This window comes from Burkholderia aenigmatica, assembly GCF_048627025.1.
GTDB classification, from domain to species: domain Bacteria; phylum Pseudomonadota; class Gammaproteobacteria; order Burkholderiales; family Burkholderiaceae; genus Burkholderia; species Burkholderia aenigmatica.
Map to the genome: position 1 here is coordinate 959204 of NZ_CP184470.1, position 18257 is coordinate 977460.

19 protein-coding genes are annotated in these 18257 nt (G+C 61.5%); all 19 read right to left on the reverse strand.

The features are described from left to right. Positions 1-5: 5 nt before the first annotated feature. The 19 genes from ACN8ZM_RS36670 to ACN8ZM_RS36760 all read right to left on the reverse strand — a co-directional run bounded on the left by ACN8ZM_RS36670 (position 6) and on the right by ACN8ZM_RS36760 (position 18166). On the reverse strand, positions 6-911 hold the full coding sequence (locus ACN8ZM_RS36670) for an alpha/beta fold hydrolase (protein WP_420212893.1): 906 nt from the start codon (positions 909-911) through the stop codon (positions 6-8). Positions 912-986: 75 nt separating this feature from the next. After that, entirely contained in the window at positions 987-1562 is a 576-nt protein-coding gene (locus tag ACN8ZM_RS36675; RefSeq protein ID WP_174957569.1) for a TetR/AcrR family transcriptional regulator, read from the reverse strand. A gap of 171 nt (positions 1563-1733) precedes the next feature. Continuing rightward, entirely contained in the window at positions 1734-2468 is a 735-nt protein-coding gene (locus ACN8ZM_RS36680; RefSeq protein WP_420212894.1) for a class II aldolase/adducin family protein, read from the reverse strand. Next, entirely contained in the window at positions 2465-2803 is a 339-nt protein-coding gene (locus ACN8ZM_RS36685) for a non-heme iron oxygenase ferredoxin subunit (RefSeq protein WP_043185595.1), read from the reverse strand. Before ACN8ZM_RS36685 ends, ACN8ZM_RS36680 begins: the two co-directional genes overlap by 4 nt. A gap of 8 nt (positions 2804-2811) precedes the next feature. Next, on the reverse strand, positions 2812-3687 hold the full coding sequence (locus ACN8ZM_RS36690; protein WP_420212895.1) for an SDR family oxidoreductase: 876 nt from the start codon (positions 3685-3687) through the stop codon (positions 2812-2814). Continuing rightward, positions 3588-4532: a VOC family protein gene (locus ACN8ZM_RS36695; RefSeq protein WP_420212896.1), complete on the reverse strand. Its 945-nt coding sequence runs from the start codon at positions 4530-4532 to the stop codon at positions 3588-3590. The genes ACN8ZM_RS36690 and ACN8ZM_RS36695 overlap by 100 nt, the downstream gene beginning before the upstream one ends. Before the next feature lie 12 nt (positions 4533-4544). After that, positions 4545-5087, reverse strand: coding sequence for an aromatic-ring-hydroxylating dioxygenase subunit beta (locus ACN8ZM_RS36700; protein WP_089454264.1), 543 nt, complete (start codon positions 5085-5087; stop codon positions 4545-4547). Positions 5088-5097: 10 nt separating this feature from the next. After that, a complete protein-coding gene (locus tag ACN8ZM_RS36705; RefSeq protein ID WP_043185591.1) occupies positions 5098-6402 on the reverse strand; it encodes an aromatic ring-hydroxylating oxygenase subunit alpha in 1305 nt (434 codons plus the stop codon). Between the two features lie 32 nt (positions 6403-6434). Beyond that, a complete protein-coding gene (locus tag ACN8ZM_RS36710; RefSeq protein ID WP_420212897.1) occupies positions 6435-7643 on the reverse strand; it encodes an NAD(P)/FAD-dependent oxidoreductase in 1209 nt (402 codons plus the stop codon). Between the two features lie 231 nt (positions 7644-7874). Beyond that, positions 7875-8156 (reverse strand): cytochrome C oxidase subunit IV family protein, encoded by a 282-nt coding sequence (locus ACN8ZM_RS36715; RefSeq protein WP_089454193.1) that lies wholly within the window; start codon positions 8154-8156, stop codon positions 7875-7877. After that, a complete protein-coding gene (locus ACN8ZM_RS36720) occupies positions 8156-8776 on the reverse strand; it encodes a cytochrome c oxidase subunit 3 (protein WP_420212898.1) in 621 nt (206 codons plus the stop codon). Before ACN8ZM_RS36720 ends, ACN8ZM_RS36715 begins: the two co-directional genes overlap by 1 nt. 22 nt (positions 8777-8798) lie before the next feature. Next, a complete protein-coding gene (locus tag ACN8ZM_RS36725) occupies positions 8799-9575 on the reverse strand; it encodes a hypothetical protein (protein ID WP_155291980.1) in 777 nt (258 codons plus the stop codon). A gap of 99 nt (positions 9576-9674) precedes the next feature. Beyond that, positions 9675-10976 carry a protoporphyrinogen/coproporphyrinogen oxidase gene (locus tag ACN8ZM_RS36730; RefSeq protein ID WP_420212899.1) on the reverse strand — a complete coding sequence of 434 codons (1302 nt, stop codon included), beginning with the start codon at positions 10974-10976 and terminating at the stop codon, positions 9675-9677. A gap of 57 nt (positions 10977-11033) precedes the next feature. Next, positions 11034-12389 carry a phytoene desaturase family protein gene (locus ACN8ZM_RS36735; protein ID WP_420212900.1) on the reverse strand — a complete coding sequence of 452 codons (1356 nt, stop codon included), beginning with the start codon at positions 12387-12389 and terminating at the stop codon, positions 11034-11036. Positions 12390-12421: 32 nt separating this feature from the next. Next, complete coding sequence (locus tag ACN8ZM_RS36740) at positions 12422-13804, reverse strand: OmpP1/FadL family transporter (protein ID WP_420212901.1); 1383 nt, start codon at positions 13802-13804, stop codon at positions 12422-12424. A gap of 140 nt (positions 13805-13944) precedes the next feature. Next, on the reverse strand, positions 13945-14994 hold the full coding sequence (locus ACN8ZM_RS36745; RefSeq protein ID WP_420212902.1) for a 2Fe-2S iron-sulfur cluster-binding protein: 1050 nt from the start codon (positions 14992-14994) through the stop codon (positions 13945-13947). Beyond that, complete coding sequence (locus ACN8ZM_RS36750; protein WP_226279945.1) at positions 14994-15530, reverse strand: hypothetical protein; 537 nt, start codon at positions 15528-15530, stop codon at positions 14994-14996. The genes ACN8ZM_RS36745 and ACN8ZM_RS36750 overlap by 1 nt, the downstream gene beginning before the upstream one ends. Before the next feature lie 24 nt (positions 15531-15554). Continuing rightward, entirely contained in the window at positions 15555-16685 is a 1131-nt protein-coding gene (locus ACN8ZM_RS36755; RefSeq protein ID WP_420212903.1) for an alkane 1-monooxygenase, read from the reverse strand. Positions 16686-16735: 50 nt separating this feature from the next. Further along, positions 16736-18166, reverse strand: coding sequence for an aldehyde dehydrogenase family protein (locus ACN8ZM_RS36760; protein WP_241017538.1), 1431 nt, complete (start codon positions 18164-18166; stop codon positions 16736-16738). Positions 18167-18257 lie beyond the last annotated feature (91 nt).

Consider the following 18257-nt stretch of genomic DNA (forward strand, 5'->3'; position numbering starts at 1 on the left):
GCCTCTCACTCGACCGCGCCGGTCTTGAAAAACTTCACCGCGACGTCGTTGAACTCGTCGATCGCTTCGTACTGGGGCCAGTGGGCCGAATTCCCCTTCATGAAATAGAGGATGCTGCCCGGCACCTGCGCCTGGGCGGCTTTCACCGATTCGGTATCGTGGATGGGGTTGTCGTGCGTCCACAGGAACAGCGTCCCCTCGGGCAGCTTCTCCAGCGGAATCAGATAGTCGTCATGGTGCGCGAGAATGTCGTTCAGCAACGGCAGCACCGCGCGGCTTTCCGGGCGCAGGTAGATACGCAGGCGCAGATCGACCAGTTCGTCGTCCACCAGGTGACGGTTGTCCGGATGCATCAGCCAGTGCATGCGGGCCTGCACCGATTCATAGGTGGGCGTGCTGTCGATGTTGCGCTTGTTCAGCCCGATGAAGGTCTCCAGGTCCTGCTTGCCCTTCTGAGTCACGATCGGGATACCGCCCGCCGTGTTCAGCATGAGGCGTCGCACGCGATGCGGGTTCGCCGCGGCAAAGTGTCCGGACACCCAGCCCCCGAGCGACTCACCCGAGAGGTGAGCCTTTTCGATGCCGAGCGCATCCATCAGTTCGCCAAGCTGCTCCGCAAGCATGACCGGGTTGTATTCGCGAACCGGCTTGCTGGACAGCCCCTGGCCCACATAGTCGAACGCGACGACGTGAAAGTCCGTCGACAACGGCACGATATTCTTCGCATAGGCCTCCAGATGGCCGTTGATGCCATGCTGCAGGATGAGCGTTTCGGGATTGCCTTTCCCGGCCTCGGCGATACGGATCGTACCGAAGTGCTGGGTGTCGACGTAGCGGATTTCCGCGCCGAGCATGTCAAGCCAGAGACTCATGGGTTTTTCCTCGAAAAGAAGCAGAAACGACAACGCCACCGCTGCGGAACCCGCAGGGGTGGCGTTGGAAGACGAAGTGAAGGTGTGAAACGGCCGTGCGCCGGCCGGCGCGCGTTACTGCGGCGGCAGGCTCGCGCTCATGTAGGCACGCGCGATCTTCGACCACTGCTCGGTCGTGAAGCGCGTGTATTCCGGATCGTTGCGCAGAAAGCGCCGCATGACCATCCCGCGATAGATACTCTGCGTGATGTTCAGGACGGTTCGCGCCGGCTCTTCCGCCAGCCCGGAACGCAACAACGCGTCCAGCCACGCCTTCTCGATCGGCAGCCGGTGCTTGCGCGAGATCGTGCGGACCTTTTGCCGCAACTCCGGCTCGTGATCGCCGAGATTCAGCAGCGACATCGAGATGATGAAATTCGGCCCAAGATAAAACTTGGCGGAATCCTGCATCAGCGCGTCGAGGAGGTCGTCCTCCGGCTTCAGACCGTCGATCAGCTTCATGCTGGCCTCGGTCGATGCCTCGTAGAGCTTTTGCAGCGCAGCAAGAACCAGCGCCTCCTTGGTCGGGAAATGATGCGACTGCGCCCCGCGCGACACGTTGGCCGTCGCGGCAACCTGTTCGACCCGGAATCCCGCATAGCCTTTGCTCGTCAGCTCGCTGACCGCCGCCTCCAGTATCCGCGCACGCATCTCCTCGCGTCGCTCTGCCTGGCTGCGACGTCGTTCTGGCACTTTCTTTGTCATCGTAACGTGTTGAGTCGGCTGAAACCGGCATTACACTACCCCACACGACGACCTCGCGGCAAGCGCCGACACCGAGCGGACGCATCGTCGGCGCCATCGACCCGCCATATCCGGACTTCATGACAGGGTCCCCCACGCGGGTGACGGAAACGCGGCTTCCGGCGCGATGGCCTCAGGATCCCCTGCCGTCAGGTATTCCCACAACCGCTCGAACACCGCGCCCGAGCTGACCTGACGCACCGCCACCTCATCGCGGGTCAGGCATCCCGACTCCGCGTCTTGCGCGCCTGCCATGGCGCGCACGAGCGTCTCGACGCGCGCCGCCTCCTCCAGGCACCACGCGAAGCCGGCGGCCAGTTCGATGTTCGGCCCGACGGCGATGGCGCCGTTCGCCCGCATGACCAGAGACGGGGCATCGCCCAGATGCGCTGCCAGTTGCGCGGCAAGCGCATCGTCACGCAGCAGCCGAGGGTCGTCCCAGAACCTGCAGGCCGCGTTGAACGCCCCAACCCCGTGCCGCGGGCTGGGCACGATGCGCAGCGTCGACAGCGCGACCACATTGGGCGGCATCACACGACACACGCCGCCGACGTCCTCACGCATCCGGTAGATCTGCTGATGGATACGCACTTCCCCGAGCACGCCCGGCGGCAGCGGCGCATCGATCCGGACGATCGTGCCGGGTTCATGCTGGCCGATGCATCCCATCGGTCGCGACGCGCAAACGAGAAACGACGTGTCGTCGATCCGTGCGCTGCAGTGCCCCCACGCCTGTACGAGGCCGTGGCGCGCGAGCGCGCGTGCCGCCACGCGTACCCGGCGCTGGAGGACGGAGAGATCGACGCCGCTCATAACGCGTGTGCTCCGGCGTCGACGAACACCCGACCGCCATCGATCTTCACCGGCCAGCTACGGATCGCGTGCTCGCACGGCATCGCGCACGGCGCGCCGCTACGAACGTCGAACCGGCCGAAGTGCCAGCTGCATTCGACTTCATATCCGTCGAGCGACCCGTCCTCGGACAACGATGCCTCCCCATGCGAGCAGATGTCGTCGGTCACGTAGAACGCTCCGTTGACGTGATAGATCGCTACGGCATGCCCGGACGGCAGCGTGCCGCGGCGGATTTCACCGTCGGCCACTTCGTCCGACGCACAGAGTTCGACCATTTCAGTTGTCGTGTTCATTCCGATCCTCACAACATTGCGCTGCCGCCGTTGACACTGATTACCTGACCGGTGACGAACGCCGCCTCCGGCAACGCCAGATAACCCACCATCGAAGCCACTTCGTCGACCTCCCCTACCCGGCCGATCGGAATCACGTCCACGAACCGTTGGGCGAGGTCCGGATTCGACTGCTTCACTTTCACCCACGCGTCCGTATTCACCGCGCAAGGCGCCACCGTGTTCACGGTGATGCCGTTCAACGCGAACTCGCGCGCCAGGCCCGTCGTCAATGCATGCACGCCGCCCTTTGCCGCGTTGTACCCCGCGTGATCGGGCAGGCCGTTGCGAACCGAGTCGGCACCGATGTTGACGATCCGGCCGTACGCCGCGGCGACCATGTCCGGCAGAAACACGCGGCTACACCAGATGGCCGTCCACAGGTTCCTGTCGATGGTTGCCTTCAGCGTCTCGGGCGTGTGCTCGAGGAACGGGCGGATGACACCGCCGCCGGCACAATTGACGAGGATCTGCGCGGGCCCGAAGCGCTTCGTGACGGCGCGATGCAACGATTGCACGCTGCGCTCCCTGGACAGATCCGCCGCGTGCGCGGCAATCGCGTTGCCGTATGACTTCGCGAGGCGTTCGCAACTGGCTGCCAGCCCTTCGCGATCGAGATCCGACACCATGACCTTCGCGCCCAGTCGCAGCAACCGCTCGGCAATGCCCAACCCGATGCCGTGAGCGCCGCCGGTAACCACTGCGACATATTCATCCAGACTGTTCTGTTTGTTTTTCATCGCGCTCAACCGATCACCTTCTGAATCGTCGACACCGATGCCTCTTCTCCTGCGCACTCGATCGGACCGCTGCGGCCGAACTGGCCGTCCGGCACCGCGCCCCACACGTCGAACGACTCGGGTACGGGCTCCATGTAGCGCGGTGGCCGGGCGCCGTGTTCCGCGAATTCCTCCATGCCAAAGCTGTACTCCACGGTGATCCCGTCCGGATCGAGGAAGTAGAAGAAGATGCTGTCGGACGGCGGATGCCTGCCCGGGCCGAACACCACCTTCACGTCGTGCTTCTTGATCCGGTAGAGCGCCTTGCCGATGTCGTCGATATCCGTCACCATGAAATTCACGTGATGGAAATGATTGCTGCTCGCCGGCCCGACCGCGAACGTGTGATGAAACGGATTCGGATGACAACGCATGAACGCGATGCGATCCTCGATCAGATCCGAAACCCGGAATCCGAAATCGCTCACGAGCGAATCCCGGCTCGCGGCGAAATTCTCGGAGCCGATTACCACGTGGCCGATGCGGGCGATCTTCGCGACCGTCGGCACGAACGGTTTGCCCATATGCGTGTTGCCGACGAACAGCTCGAACAGCAATCCGCTATGGCGTTCCCGCACCCGGAATCCCGGGCCCTGCTTCATCTGCCTGGATTCCTCCTGCGGCACCCAGGCCGGCGCCATGTCGAGCCGCTCGAAATGGTCGAACGCTGCCCGGACGTCGCTTTCCTGCTCCAGTTCGAAACCCACCCGCTTGAGCCCATGTTCCGGCGATTCGCACAGGAGCATGCTGTGATGATCCCGGCCGCAGCGCAGATACGCGACACCCGCGCTCCGTTGCATCAGCTCGAGGCCGACGATGTCCGTATAAAACGCGATGGAGCGGTCGAGGTTGGTGACGTTGAGCGCGGCGTAGCCAAGTTTCTTGTAGCGGAAAGGAAGCGTGATATCCATGATTGGCCTCGCTCAGAGAATGATGCTCACCCGCCCGTGTGGGCGCAGCGCTTCGAGATCCAGGAAACAGCGCTTTTCCACGATCCGCAACTGTCCGTCGACACGTCGCAGGCGATAGTGCGTGCTCCCGACATACGCATCGTTGCTGCCGAACTTGATCCGGTAGGTCACGAAAGCGGCCGCGACCTTGATCTCGTCCGGACCGGCGTCGAGGATGCGGACGTTGCCGACCAGATGCCGGGTGCGCGAGCGCGGATATTCGGAGTGCGCGGTTTTCTTCATCAGCCGAATCACCCGCTCGCGCAGCCGCACCGGATCGTCGGCGATGTAGAACAGGCTGTCGTCCGCGCTTGCAGTGCGCGGCAGATCGGTCGACGGTACATAGTAGGTGCCGTCGTCGGTGAACAGCGACAACCAGTCGTGGAGCTGCCACGTATCGAGCAGCTCTGCCTCGTGAAACAGCAGGTCCTCGACTTCGACTCGCGTCACGTACTCCGCGAAGTCGCGGGACGACGGGATACGCACCGGTTCCTTTTCGATCGTGATGGCGTTCATGTGCGTGTCCTCAGGCTGCGGTTTCCGCCGAACGTTGATCGGCATTCGGCTTCGACGGGGACGAAGCGCTGATGTACTGGTTCCAGCGCGTCCAGAACGCACGCATCTGCAACTCGTCGTCGTAGTTGGGCGACGCCTTGCCCATTCCCTTCGAGATATCGCTCCACGGCACGAGGCGATAGTTATTGAATCCGTTCTGGCACGACTCCAGCGCTTCGACGTCGTCCGGCGTGGCAAACCCGCCCGGTCCGAGGAATTCGAGGAAGTTGCTGAGCCGGAATTTCTTCGCCCAGTCGGATTCTTCGTTGGGCGCGAGTGACCAGCCGTTGACCAGCATGTAGTTCGGCGCCTGCGGATAGAACGTCCGCACCGTGATCGCCATGATGTCGTTGATGACGAGATTCGGAAAGATCAGCAGGTTGCGGTTCTTGTGCGCCATACGATCGGCCATCTCCTCGCCGTGCAGTTCGACGAGGCGCGCATAGATTCCGTCGATCTCCTTCTTGCCATCCTCGCCCCACAGCGGTACCCAGGATGCAATCGGGCGCCCCCACGGCGCGGTGTACTCGAGCACCGCGTGACCGTTGCCGAGGTCGTAGCTCGTCCCTTCGAGCTTCGTGCTCGACAGGCTACCGTTGGTGTTCTTCAGATAATCGAGGTAGGTCGCGTGCGTACTGACCGCGTGATAACCGTCCACGCTGTTTTCCACCAGCAGCTTCCAGTTCGCACGAATCGCATACTCCTGCGTGCCGCTGGAAATCGCCATGCCGCTCTCCGAATACTTCGACACCAGGTCGAGGTATTCCTTCGCACCCGCCAGATAGTCGGGCAGCGGTTCCACGTCCGCATTGAAGCTGACGAAACAGAAGCCGGCGTAGATATCGAACTTCGGCACGGGGACGAGGTTGCCTGCGCCACTCGCGATGAAATCCGCGCAATAGCGCTCCTTGCCGGGCTGGCTCTTCAGGTTGCCGTCGCAACCGAACACCCAGCCGTGGTAGAAGCACTGGAAGTTCTTCGAGTTGCCGGAACGATCTCGACAGACCGTCGCACCGCGGTGCGGACACGTGTTGAAGAACGCGTTGATGCTGTTGTCCGTACCCATGGTCACCAGCAGATTGCGACGCGCGATCGTCCGGGTGACGAAGTCGCCGGGCTTTTTGAACTCCGATACGTGCCCGACATAGAGCCAGCACGTGTCGAAGATCTTCTCGTATTCGTCGAACAGAATCTGCTCGCTGACAAATGTCTCCCGGGCCACCCGGAACTGGAGATTCGTCTCGTCGATCTCCATCCACTTCGTCTCACTCGTCATGTTCTTATCCTCTCGATTTGGATCGCGTGCGCTCAAAGCACGCAATTACGTAACGGGATGCCCGAATCGGCGAGGTGCCGCGGGTCCACTCGATCTCCCTGTTTCACCCAGCGGCGAGCGACCGCCATGTCCTTGGGCGAATTGACGGACGAACAGCCGGTGACGTGACCGCCTTCGTCCAGCCAGAAAATACTGAAGGCGTCTCCGTTTTCGTCGCCCCGGATGACGCGCGTCCCGCATGTCGCATTCCCGACAACCTGAAGATTCGTCCGCCCCTGGTCGGACCAGAACCACACCGGCGATTCGTAACGCACGGACTCGCCCAGCAGATTCCTGACCACGTTCAGCGAATGATCCCGAGCGTTGGCCCACGTCTCGATCCGTCCAAACGCGCTGCCTGCCGGCTGCGAAGCAATATCGCCCGCCGCGAAAATGCCGTCGATGGCGGTCTGACCGTATGCATCCACCCGCACGCCCGCGGCATCGGTAATGCCAAGGTCGTCGAAACCGCCAGTGTTCGGCGTGACGCCGATCCCGGCCACCAGGGTGTGCGCGGCGACCGAGCTGCCGTCAGACAACGTCAGACGGCCGTCCTCGAATGGCCCCGTCACCTGTACCCGATAGCGGACATCCACGCCTTCGCGTGCATGTACCCTGTCGAGGTAACGCGATACCAGCTCGTCCACACTTCTCGACATCAGTCGATCCGCACTCTCTATCACGGTCACCTGGCATCCCAGCGCGCGCGCCGCCGCGGCAACTTCCAGCCCGATGACGCCGCCGCCCACGATCGCGATGGGCTCGCCGCCTTCCAGGTCCACCCGCAGCTTGCGGGCATCTTCGACCGTACGCAGATAACGCACCCGGGCGGGGTCGGCGACCGTCGCCGGCAACTGCCGAGGATTCACGCCCGTCGCGATGACCAACCGGTCGAACGCGATCGCGCCCCCGTCGTCCAGCAAGACCCGACGCAGGCTCGCGTCGGTCCGGACAACCTTGCGGCCGAGGCTGAGCTGAATCCCATGCCGCTCAAATTCGGCATGCGCCTTGATCAACCGAAGTTCGGCCGACGCCGGCTGCAGCATCTCCTTCGACAGTTGCGGCCGTTCGTAAGGAAGATGCGACTCCTCTCCAATCAACGCGATCTCGCCGTCGAAACCCCGCTCGCGCAGACCGAATGCAACTGTCGCCCCGGCCTGACCTGCTCCCGCGATCACAATCCTCTTGATCCTTTCGTTCATCACGATTCCGTCTGAATGCGTCCGTCTTCCTCAACTCACAACATACAAACAGACTAGCCCGTCTGTTTTTTTGCAATTGTTGTGCGGCAGCGTGTTTGTGTCAACTCGGGATGGCCATATTTCGCTGCTGCGATGCAGCAGCACGAGCGCCCCGCTCAAGCGCGCCCTCTCCGGGTCGACCTGCCCAGGCGAGTCAACGAACAAGGGGCAGGCCCGCCCGGTACGCGAACGTCAAGCGCCGCTGCAGGCCCAGATCGCGACAATCGTGCCGCACACGCCCCACATCCAGGCCTCGAATGCGATACGCCACGGCAGCGGTGCCGCCTTGATCTCCATAAAGTGCAACAGCACGGCGCGCCCCTTGATCGCCGCAATGAACATGATGGCCACAACCGCCGTCAATCCGTTGGCCAGACCATGATGCTCTGCAAGAAAACCGCTGCAAAGCGTCGCCACCATCAAGAACAACCACACGAAGAACGCCCGGGCCGAAGTCGTATGCGCCTGCTCCATCATTGCGCTCCTACCAGATAAAGCATCGGGAAAATAACGATCCAGAGCAGGTCGACCATATGCCAGTACAGTGCGCCCGCCTCGATCCACTCAAACAATGGCCCTTCATGTACCGGCTCGCGGGCCGCCCTGAACCAGAGCGTCGCGAGAATGATCATTCCGGCGACAAAGTGGATGAAATGCGCACCGGTCAGCACGAAATAGAACATGAAGAAATCGTTGGTCAGCATACTGATGCCATGGGAAAACTTGTCGAAGTATTCAGTCAGCTTCGTCACCCCGAAACCGGCACCGACCAACATGGCCAACAGCAACCAACGCCTGGCCTGACCCACCTGCGCGCGCCGCGCGGCGTTGACCGCAAATGCCACGAACATGCCGCTCGTCATCAAGATCAACGTATTGAGCAGACCGAGTCCGATATTCAAACTGCGGGACGAGACGTCAAACAGTTCGAGCTGACCGCGCCGCTCGATCATGAACGCCACGAAGAACGCGCCGAATATCGCAATATCGGCGATGATGAAGAACAAGATGCCGGGCACCGACACGGGCCGGGCACCTTGTCGCGGGGCTTCGACCGCTGCGTCTGCCGAAGCCGGGGAACCAAGACTAGTCATATCGACCCACCGTGCAATGAGGTCATGCGTTCGACAGACGCGCACCGACCGATTGGCGCGTGACGTTTCCTGCCAGCTTCAATCGATCCGCGCGCTCCTGCTCGAGCCGCGGCACGGCCTTGAAGACATAAAACGTGATCAGCAGGATGTAGCCGAACCACACGAGGAACTCGACCCAGAAATTCAACCATCCCTGTCGAGCAAACAGCCCCGTCTTGAACACCGGCATCATCAACTCGAAGAGAAAACTCAGGCCGGCCCAGATCGAATACCAGCAGGCCCATCGAGGAAACAGCGGCTTCGCACGCCGGTCCGTCAGGCCGGCCATCCCGATCGCGACCATCGGAATGGTGGTGATCGCATAGAACATGTCGATCAACAGCCAGCCCATGTCATAGAGCATCTGCAGCGTGACCGGCGACAGTACGTCGGGACGATACGCCCCCGTCAACCAGAAGACCGACGATGTCACCAGGGGCACGACCGTCAGGCCACCGCCCCACATCTGCAAGGTCGAAAGGACATCGTTTTCCTCCGGATTGAGCCGTTTCATCACGTTGGTGATCGACAAGGTCCACGGCAAATACAGCACGCCGAAGAGCATCGCGCCAGCCATGCCGGCACGCACTTCGTTGTAATGATGGCGGAAGAAATCAGCCATCTGTTCCGGTGTTCGATCGGCCGGGATGGGCGGAATGTTGTATCCGAGCATGCCCCAGCACAGCAGGAACGCGGCCAGAAAAATCGGCCCGCACAGTGCACAAAGCCGCCAGTACCGGAAATATGCGCGATTGCTCATCGTTGAATCCATCATCTCTCTCCTTCGTGCTGGTTGTGTTTCTTTAACAAAGAAGTACAGCTAATCACATGCCTTGAATACGCCGGCTCACCAATGAACTTATGCTCGCCCCATCAGGCGGTTCGCAGCCAGCTCACCGCTCAACACGGCCGCTTCGACGCCCGCATGGGCGAAATAATCGCCGGCCAGATAGATGCCCTTCGGCATTTCGCCGTGCAGCGAGTTCAGCATTGCATAGTGTCCGGGGCCTGCGATCGAAAGACCGCGCTTGTAGCGGAACAGATGAACGAATGTCGGCTCCGGCGCCGCACCGAAAACTTCCGTTACCGCGGTCACCGCCTCGCGCTTGATGTCGTCATCCGTCATGTGTTCCAGCGGCGGCGTGTAGAAGTAGACACCCACCGCCTCGCCGCCAGGCGGAACCGCATTCGGGTGGCGTTTGCTCTGCAGGACGCAGGCGCCCCAGTTTCGAAGATCGTTGGCAGGCAACGCAACGCTCACCGGGAAGTTCGGCCACGGATTATTCGCGTAGCAGACTTGAACGTGCGCGTACTCGGAATACAGGCATTTTCTGAGTTTCCCGGTCGACTGTTCCGACACCACGCCCTCGAGCAGGTCGGCCGATACGCCGGGCTCCGACGCGAGAATGACCGCATCGACGGTGTAAAGCTCGTTGTTCGACGCGATCGTGTAGTTCCGATCGTTCTTGTAGATCCCCCTCACCGGGCTGGACAGACGGAGATCGACGCCCGAAGCCCCTTCAATGAGCCAGTCGCAAATCTGCCCCACGCCTTTAGGCGGAACTTGCAGCGAGAGTTTGTAAAACTGCTGGATGATGGCCTGATACAGCGGCGTCGACAGCCAATTCATCGGCACCGCATACAGGAATCCCATATAGGGAACCGTTATGTAGTGATGCCCCTTCTTCCCGAGCACACGCAAGGACCAGCTCTCCAGGTGCTCGCCGTTGTCATGCTTGGCCAGCTCCGCACCGTCAAAGCAGGATTTCGGCCCCGGGGACAGCAGTTGTTTCAGGACGCCCAGACCGATCCGGAGCTTGTCGAGCGTACTGAAGACCGGCAGCTTCAGGAAACTCAGGACCTGATCGAAATCCACGGTGTAGCGCTGCCTGTCCCAATCGACGACATGGGTCTTGGCGTCCCATGCGACCAATTCGCCGTGACGACCCAGCTCCTTGAGGATCGCATTCGTTCGCGGATAGATGCCTCCCATCAGGAACAATGCGCCGGAGCCGAGATTGAATCCGTCTCGATGGACCTGGCTCGTTCGCCCGCCGACATGATCCTGGCTTTCGAACAACACGGTCTCATGCCCATGCTTTCGCAACGTATATGCGGCGGTGCATCCGGCCGGGCCGCCACCAATGACTGCAACCTTCACAATTGTTCCTCCCATTTGCTACGACGCCCCGAATTCACTGAAACGGGGTCGCCAGGCTTACACTCGAACCGCTTTATGCTCTCCGCTCGCGTTCACATTCAAACGTGAAGCCGGCCAGGACAACGGAAAGCGCACCTGGATATCCTCGACCACCCTTCTCGCGACTTCCGCGCAAGCAGCCGTCCCCCCCGATCCCCACGGCTTGACGCCATCCCCCACGTTCCAGAGATTGCCCACCGGCGTCTGGCTGGGCAGGTCGTAGCCGGTAACGGCACGCTGCGCGGGCCATTCATGCGCGGTGACGTCGACGGCGACGATCCTGGCGTCGTCGAAGCCGGGGAAATGCTCACGAAGGTCATCGAACAGCAGTGCCGTTTCCTTCTCCACGTCGAACTGACCGCAAGGTGGTCGCGGTACCGATGCACCGCAATACAGGTGCCATCCAGGCGGTGCGCGCCTGAGCTCCGGTGCGCTGAAATTCGCCGCATACACCATGCGTCTTGTCTTTGCGAACAACGCCAGCCCCGGAAAATGCGCAAGCGGTTGCCGGCTGGCGAAGTGGACCGTAATGATTGCGGCAGGATGAGTCGCATCGCGAACCGATTGCACGTAGCCGCGGGGAAACTGCGTCTCTTCTGCCAGCAGCGCTGTCTGCAGCGGACCGATATTGCTGACGACGACGTTGCAGGGAACCGTCGTCGATCGTCCGCCCCTCTCGATCACGACGGCATCGACCAGGCCCGTGGCAGAGAACTCGAGTGCCTTCACGGAAGCATCGAGCCAGACCTCGCCCCCCTTCGACACAATCAGATCGACCAACGGCTTCCACACCTCGATCGTTCCGCCGGGCGGCAGTCCGAATTTTCTGAACGCGGTGTCCTTTGTGAAGTAGTGCAGAAAGACGTCCGCCTGGAATATCGTGCTATTCGCCGCAAACATCGCGCCTACCGCGTTATCGATCAGGCCATGAACAGCCGGGCTGCGCGTAAACCGGTTCAACCATTCGGAAAGCGACTGCCCCTTCTTGGGAGCAAGCCACGGGATGAGGCCCGTCATCGCCGCCACTGCCTTTGGCCCCGCATTCCGCAGCCACCCGCCGATGCCTTCCGACAGGTTGATGTCTTTCCCGTTCGCGCGCAGAACAGTCGATGCACGCCGGGGAATATGGAGATCGAGCGCAAGCCCCAGATCCTCGTAGGTCTTCGCAACGGCACCGTCCACTTCGATGATCAGTGCGCCCGTATTGCACAGGAAGCCGTCGACTTCCCGGGTCGACGCCCGTCCCCCCACGCGATCGAGCGATTCGACAAGCAGCGTTCTATAACCCAGATGGGCGAGTCGAGCAGCCGCACATATCCCGCCCGCTCCCGCACCAATCACGACGACATCGAAACCCGAAGATTCAGCTTGCATAGATCACTCATCAAATAACGTGCGATGCGACACTAGAACCGCTGTGTATAGGAACACGCGACGTGAAACATCGAATCGGTCACAGAAATCGGCACGCTGCTCCCGGTGTTCCCGCTGCTGGCTACGCGCTTGGGCAGCGAATAGCCCAGCGCGAAGTCGATCGTCCCGCCTCGATTGAACGTATAGGCGCCCCCCGCCGTGATGCTCGTGGTCGGTGTCGAAGGAATGATGGCGAGCAATCCGGAACCCGGCGCCGCCTCCTGCGCATAGTGGAAACCGCCACGGAAAGTCCAGTTCGCGTTGTATCGGTATTGCGCGCCAATGGAGAACACGTTGGTGTCCCGGTAGTTCAGCGGAAGCGCCAAGGAAATGCCCTTGCCTGATCCATCCTGGGTGAACCCGACTCGCAAACTGCTCATGACATCGCGCCAGAACACGCGCTGATAGTCCGCCGCGACCGTGAGCCGGTCCGACAGGTCCTGGCTGATACCGACCGTGAACGAAGCAGGCAACTGAAAATCGGCGATGCGTACCGTACCGCCGATCGGAATATTGCCGGCGGAAGCACTGACGGCGTTAACCTGCGCACTCCCGGTCAGGTCGCTGACGTGCGTCTTGAATTGGTACGCGAGCCCCAGCCTTGTCCTTGGCGTAGCCTGATAGGTCAACCCGAGCTTGCCGCTCACGCCCCAGCCATCGGCCGCGCCGCCGGCGATCTTGCCGTTGCTGAATTGCAGTTGAGCGCCTGAAAGACCCGGAATGCTCATCAACGACGACAACAATCCTCCCGAGAGTCTTCCCTGGGCCCCAAGTACGCCGAGTTGCGAAGCATCGAACAACAAGCCCATATTCGCCGCGATCAGGACAGCCTCCACTGCCCCGCCGACGGTCAGCTTGTCGGTCACTTGATACGCCATTGAAAAGGGAATTTTCAATGCCATGAGACGGGAAAAATTATCCAGCCCCGTGTCTACGCCATTTGTCGTCGTTCGGGAAAGAAAGCTGCCCGTGCCATATTCGGTCCCGACACCAGACGACGCAAACACGCCAATGCCCAGTGCATAACGCCGATATCGCCACAAGTAGGCCAGCTCGGGCGCATAGTAGGGTCCGTTATTCCTGCCGCGCGTATGGGAGTCTGCGATCTCCCCGGTCGCTTCATTTTTTGCCTTGACGTTAGCCGTGATCACCCCGGCACCGAGCTCGCCATAGCTTCCTTCGTTCATGAGCCCGAGGGTGGCCGGATTCACCATCATGCCGGGCAGACCGACATTGCTGGCCGCGGCCACGCCACCCATCGCGAGCGAACTGGCGCCGATGGCACTGATATTGAATGCGTCCTGAGCCCACACGGTCCCGCTCGAACATTGGGCGATCAAACATCCTGCCGCCAAGGCAGCACGTGCTCCCGTCATGCTTTGTCTCCGATCTTTTATATCTCTTGTCTCGTTGCGCGGCGTGATCGCTGCGCTCAACCGCACTTCATTTCAATCACCTTCTCATTGATACGGATTCCATAACGTATCGAATTTACTTATGTCTTGCGGATTGGCGTTCAACGTGTCCCGCTATCGGTGAACTTGTCGTAGAACACCTTGTCGACCGGAATGCCATATCGGCCGAGCGCGGGAATCGCCGCGTCAATCATCAGCGGCGGGCCACAAAGGTAACCCTCGGCCCCACTGCAGAACCCGGCTTCGATGTGGTCGGTGACCAGCCCTCGTGCGCCACGCCAGTCGCTGTCGATCGGTTCGTGCGACAGCACCGGAATGAACCGAAAGCTGCCTTGCCAGTGCGCGGCGATGTTCTCGATAGCGTCCAGCTGGTACAGATCCGCCTGCGTCCGCGCGCCGAACAAAAGCGTGCAGTCGCGCCTGATGCGGTTTCCCCTCGCGTGTTCAAGCACGCTCATCAACGGCGCGAGGCCACTGCCGCCGGCGACGCACACCATCGGAGCCTCACCGCCGCGCAAATGGAAAGTGCCCAAAGGCCCTTCCATTTCCAGCGATGTACCGTCCAGTTGTCCGCTGAACAGCGCCTCGGTGAACTCGCCGCCCGGAACCTTGCGGATATAGAACTCCAGTGTCGTCCTGCCTTTGCGTTGCGGCGCATTCGCGAAAGAGTAGGATCGCGCTCTGCCTCCGCCTGCCTTGCGCAGATTCCCGTACTGGCCCGCCGCATAGTTGATCGCACGATCCGTCTGCACCGTGACCTTCAGGATGTCGTGCGTGAGCGGCTCGCTTGCGACGATGGTCGCGGCATATTGTTCCGCAGGCCGCAGATCGACCGCAGCCGGTTCGATCTCCACGACGGTGAGTTCGTCGCGCGGAAACGCCTGGCACGCCAGAATGTATCCCGCGTCGAGCTCCTGCTTGGACAGCGTGTAGCCGAACGGTGTCGCCTCTCGAACCCGCCCCTGCTTCAGGCGAGTCTTGCAGGACGCGCATGTGCCAACCGTGCAATCATGCGGATAGGCGACGCCTTGGGCCAGCGCAGCCTCCAGCAGCGTCTGTCCTTGCCCGATCTCGATCGTCACGTCCTGGGGCAGAATCCGCAATTGCCTGGGCTTCGATTTACCAAATGCCGCTTTCAGAAAGTCTCGCATCAAACACCACTGATCTTTTGGGTCGCCGGCCACACCGGGCGTCGAAACGACAGTCCGACCAGGATGAGCACAACGACGATGGAAATGATCGCGAATACCAAACCGGGAACCAGTCCGATGAAGGACGCGAAGTTCGCATCTCCCAGCCGGTTATTGCCGAAGGTAAGCGCACGGTTGGGCGCGAACAGCGCGGCCCCGTAGAAGAGCGTGTTCGCCCAGCCCGTCCCGACCATGAGCCATCCGAGACGGCGCCCGAGCCGGGGTTCGACGCCGAGCACGGGCAGCGTCAGCGCCACCAGAACGATCAGGAAGGCGTTCAGCAATTGACCGATGTGGAATCGAACCCACGCGGCGCTGCTTCCTGGCAGGTGAACCGACACGAGCCGGCCCGGCCACGTTTCCAGCCCGCCGATCAGGCTCACCAGCAACCCGATCCCGACCAGCATGCCGATCAACAGAATCAGCATGCCGTGCCCGATCATTTGCCGCTGCAGGTCTCTCGTCTGGCTCTGCACAAGTTGGGGGGTCATCGTCACGGGTAGTCTCCGTTCAGTACGCGCTCAGCTGCCGGCCCATGCCGTCGTGGTCGGCTTGCCCGGCTTGGTCGGCGGCTCGTCAAACCAGTCCTCCCACCCAACGCTACGGTTCTGCTCCATCGCGAGGCGACGCTCTGCCGGTGACGCAAATTCGTTATCCCAACGACGCAGCGCCGGCTTGATGATTCGGCTGTACCACAACGGGGGAATGAACCCCGAAAGGAAGCAGACGATAATGCTCGGCATGATGATCGCCTGCCTGTCCGGCACCAGCTTGTAGTACGGGAGGTAGGAATTCAGGTGGTGCTCGGCGTGATTGGTGATCTCGAACGCGTACAACCGGGAAAGCGTGCCGTAGTGATTCCACACGTGCCGCTTTTCGATGGGGGTACCGACGACCCGGGTCTGACCGAAGTGCTGGTAATAGTTGAATGCCTCTACCCAGAAGCGCGCGATCACCATGGCGATGAAGCACAGGCCTGCTGCCTTGATGCCGCCGATTGCATGGATGATGCCGACGAACACCACGACGGCGAGGATCGCTCGCCACACGGAGTGACGGATCGACCAGCGCGAGTAGCCGCGCTTCTCGAGCGTGTCGGCGTCGAGCTTGAGTTCGAGACGGGTCGATTCCCACATCGACCGGATGACGAAACGGTACAGGGTCGCTCCGCGACGCGCGGTGTCGACGTCCTCGGCGGTACCGACATCACGATGATGGCCGACCACGTGCACTTCCATGCGCATGCAGTCGAGAAACGCGATCTGCCCATAGCGCCCGACGAAACGGGCGAGACGCCCGCGTGAGTGATAGAGTTCGTGCGTCGCCGGTACGCCCGGCACGACCGACAGCCAGGCCAGACCTGCGACACCGCCCGCCATCTGCAGGGCAGTCAGGGCGTGATGCCCGACCGACCATGCAAAGACGAAGTACATGACGGGTAACAGAAGCGTCGCAATCCAGACCGGCAGATAGGCCCAGAAGTGACTCTTCATCCGGCGCTCCGACAGGTCGAGCGGTAGCAGCGCGTCAAGCATCGCGATGGCCGGAAACGCACCGATCGCAATCCACGTGAAGTCGCCTCCCCGATAAAAACCCCAGATCGCCAACGCCTGCACGAACGGTGCAAAGTAGTACTTAATGTATTCCCACATGATCGGTCTCCTCAACCGCCCAAACACAATGCCCGGAAATCGGTTATCGACTAGTCGTCCAGCAACGCGCAAACCGTCTTCGTTTCGGTATACGCAGCCAGACCCTCTTCCGATACTTCACGCCCCCAGCCGGACTGCTTGAACCCGCCGAACGGCGCGGCCGGGTCGATGACGCCGTGACAGTTGATCCATACCGACCCCGCTTGCAGCCGGTGAGCCACGCGATGTGCCTTCTTGATGTCACGCGTCCAGATGTTCGCCGCCAGCCCATACGCCGTATCGTTCGCGAGGCGGATCGCCTCGGCCTCGTCCTTGAAGCGGATGACGCTGACGACCGGCCCGAAGATCTCCTCCTGCACGATCTTCATCGATTGATCTGCATCGGCAAACACGGTCGGCTGCACGAAGTAACCCTTGTCGCCCACCTTCTGGCCGCCGCACACGAGGCTCGCGCCTTGTTCGATGCCGGACTGAACGTAACCCAGCACGCGCTCCTGCTGCTTGCGCGACACCAGCGGGCCGAGCATCGTGTCGGCGGCCTGGCCGTTGCCGACCTTGAACTGCGCCGCGACCGCGGCGATCGCCTCGACCACGCGATCGTAGACGCTGTCCTGCACGAACAGCCGGCTCGCGGCAAAGCAGATCTGACCTGAGTTGAAGAACACCGCGAGCGCGGCGCCGAGCGCGACCTGATCGAGGTCCGCATCGTCGAAGACGATGCTCGGCGATTTCCCGCCGAGTTCCAGCGTCACGCGCTTCATGTTGCCGAGCGAGTACTCGACGATCTTCTTGCCCACCGCCGTCGACCCGGTGAAGGTGATCTTGTCGACGTCCGGGTGACGCGCCAGTGCCTCGCCCGCCTCATGGCCATAACCGTTGACGATGTTCAGCGCGCCTTCGGGCAATCCCGCTTCGAGGCACAACTCGGCGAGCCGAAGCGTGCTGAGCGGCGTCAGCTCGGTAGGCTTCAGAACCATCGTGCAACCCGCGGCCAACGCGGATGCAATCTTCCAGGCCCCCAGCGCGAGCGGGTAATTCCATGGCGTGATCGCACCGACCACCCCGACCGGCTCGCGACGCGTATACGTGTGGTATTCCTTTCCATCGAACGAGATCGGCGGCGTCGAGCCACTCAGCTTCGAGCACCATCCGCCCATGTAGCGAAACACGTCAACCGTCGACGGAAGATCGATGACCTTCGCGAACGAGATCGCCTTGCCGGTGTCCACCGACTCCAGCCAGACCAGCTCGTCGGCATGTTCCTCGATCTTGCGAGCGATGTTTTCCAGAATCCGGCCGCGGTCGATCGGACGGATCTTGCGCCACGCGGCGGACTCGAATGTGGTTCGCGCAACCTTCACGGCAGCGTCGATGTCCTCCTGTTGGCCGCGAGGCACTTCCGCGATGATCTCTTCGGTCGCGGGGTTCTCGACGGTGATCGACTGGCCGGAAAGCGCATCCTTCCACTGGCCGCCAATCAAGTTCTTGTTCCTGAGACGGGTCGGGTCCGCAACGTGCGGCACATTTGCATTCATGGCGTTAGCTCTGCGATGGATTGCTGTAGTGAACCTC

Bases quoted from the DNA above. Each gene is read 5' to 3' on its own strand.
- ACN8ZM_RS36675 (WP_174957569.1), bottom strand. From the start codon at position 1,562: ATGCGTGCGCGGATACTGGAGGCGGCGGTCAGCGAGCTGACGAGCAAA.
- ACN8ZM_RS36680 (WP_420212894.1), bottom strand. From the start codon at position 2,468: ATGAGCGGCGTCGATCTCTCCGTCCTCCAGCGCCGGGTACGCGTGGCG.
- ACN8ZM_RS36685 (WP_043185595.1), bottom strand. From the start codon at position 2,803: ATGAACACGACAACTGAAATGGTCGAACTCTGTGCGTCGGACGAAGTG.
- ACN8ZM_RS36695 (WP_420212896.1), bottom strand. From the start codon at position 4,532: ATGGATATCACGCTTCCTTTCCGCTACAAGAAACTTGGCTACGCCGCG.
- ACN8ZM_RS36700 (WP_089454264.1), bottom strand. From the start codon at position 5,087: ATGAACGCCATCACGATCGAAAAGGAACCGGTGCGTATCCCGTCGTCC.
- ACN8ZM_RS36705 (WP_043185591.1), bottom strand. From the start codon at position 6,402: ATGACGAGTGAGACGAAGTGGATGGAGATCGACGAGACGAATCTCCAG.
- ACN8ZM_RS36710 (WP_420212897.1), bottom strand. From the start codon at position 7,643: ATGAACGAAAGGATCAAGAGGATTGTGATCGCGGGAGCAGGTCAGGCC.
- ACN8ZM_RS36715 (WP_089454193.1), bottom strand. From the start codon at position 8,156: ATGGAGCAGGCGCATACGACTTCGGCCCGGGCGTTCTTCGTGTGGTTG.
- ACN8ZM_RS36720 (WP_420212898.1), bottom strand. From the start codon at position 8,776: ATGACTAGTCTTGGTTCCCCGGCTTCGGCAGACGCAGCGGTCGAAGCC.
- ACN8ZM_RS36725 (WP_155291980.1), bottom strand. From the start codon at position 9,575: ATGAGCAATCGCGCATATTTCCGGTACTGGCGGCTTTGTGCACTGTGC.
- ACN8ZM_RS36735 (WP_420212900.1), bottom strand. From the start codon at position 12,389: ATGCAAGCTGAATCTTCGGGTTTCGATGTCGTCGTGATTGGTGCGGGA.
- ACN8ZM_RS36740 (WP_420212901.1), bottom strand. From the start codon at position 13,804: ATGACGGGAGCACGTGCTGCCTTGGCGGCAGGATGTTTGATCGCCCAA.
- ACN8ZM_RS36745 (WP_420212902.1), bottom strand. From the start codon at position 14,994: ATGCGAGACTTTCTGAAAGCGGCATTTGGTAAATCGAAGCCCAGGCAA.
- ACN8ZM_RS36755 (WP_420212903.1), bottom strand. From the start codon at position 16,685: ATGTGGGAATACATTAAGTACTACTTTGCACCGTTCGTGCAGGCGTTG.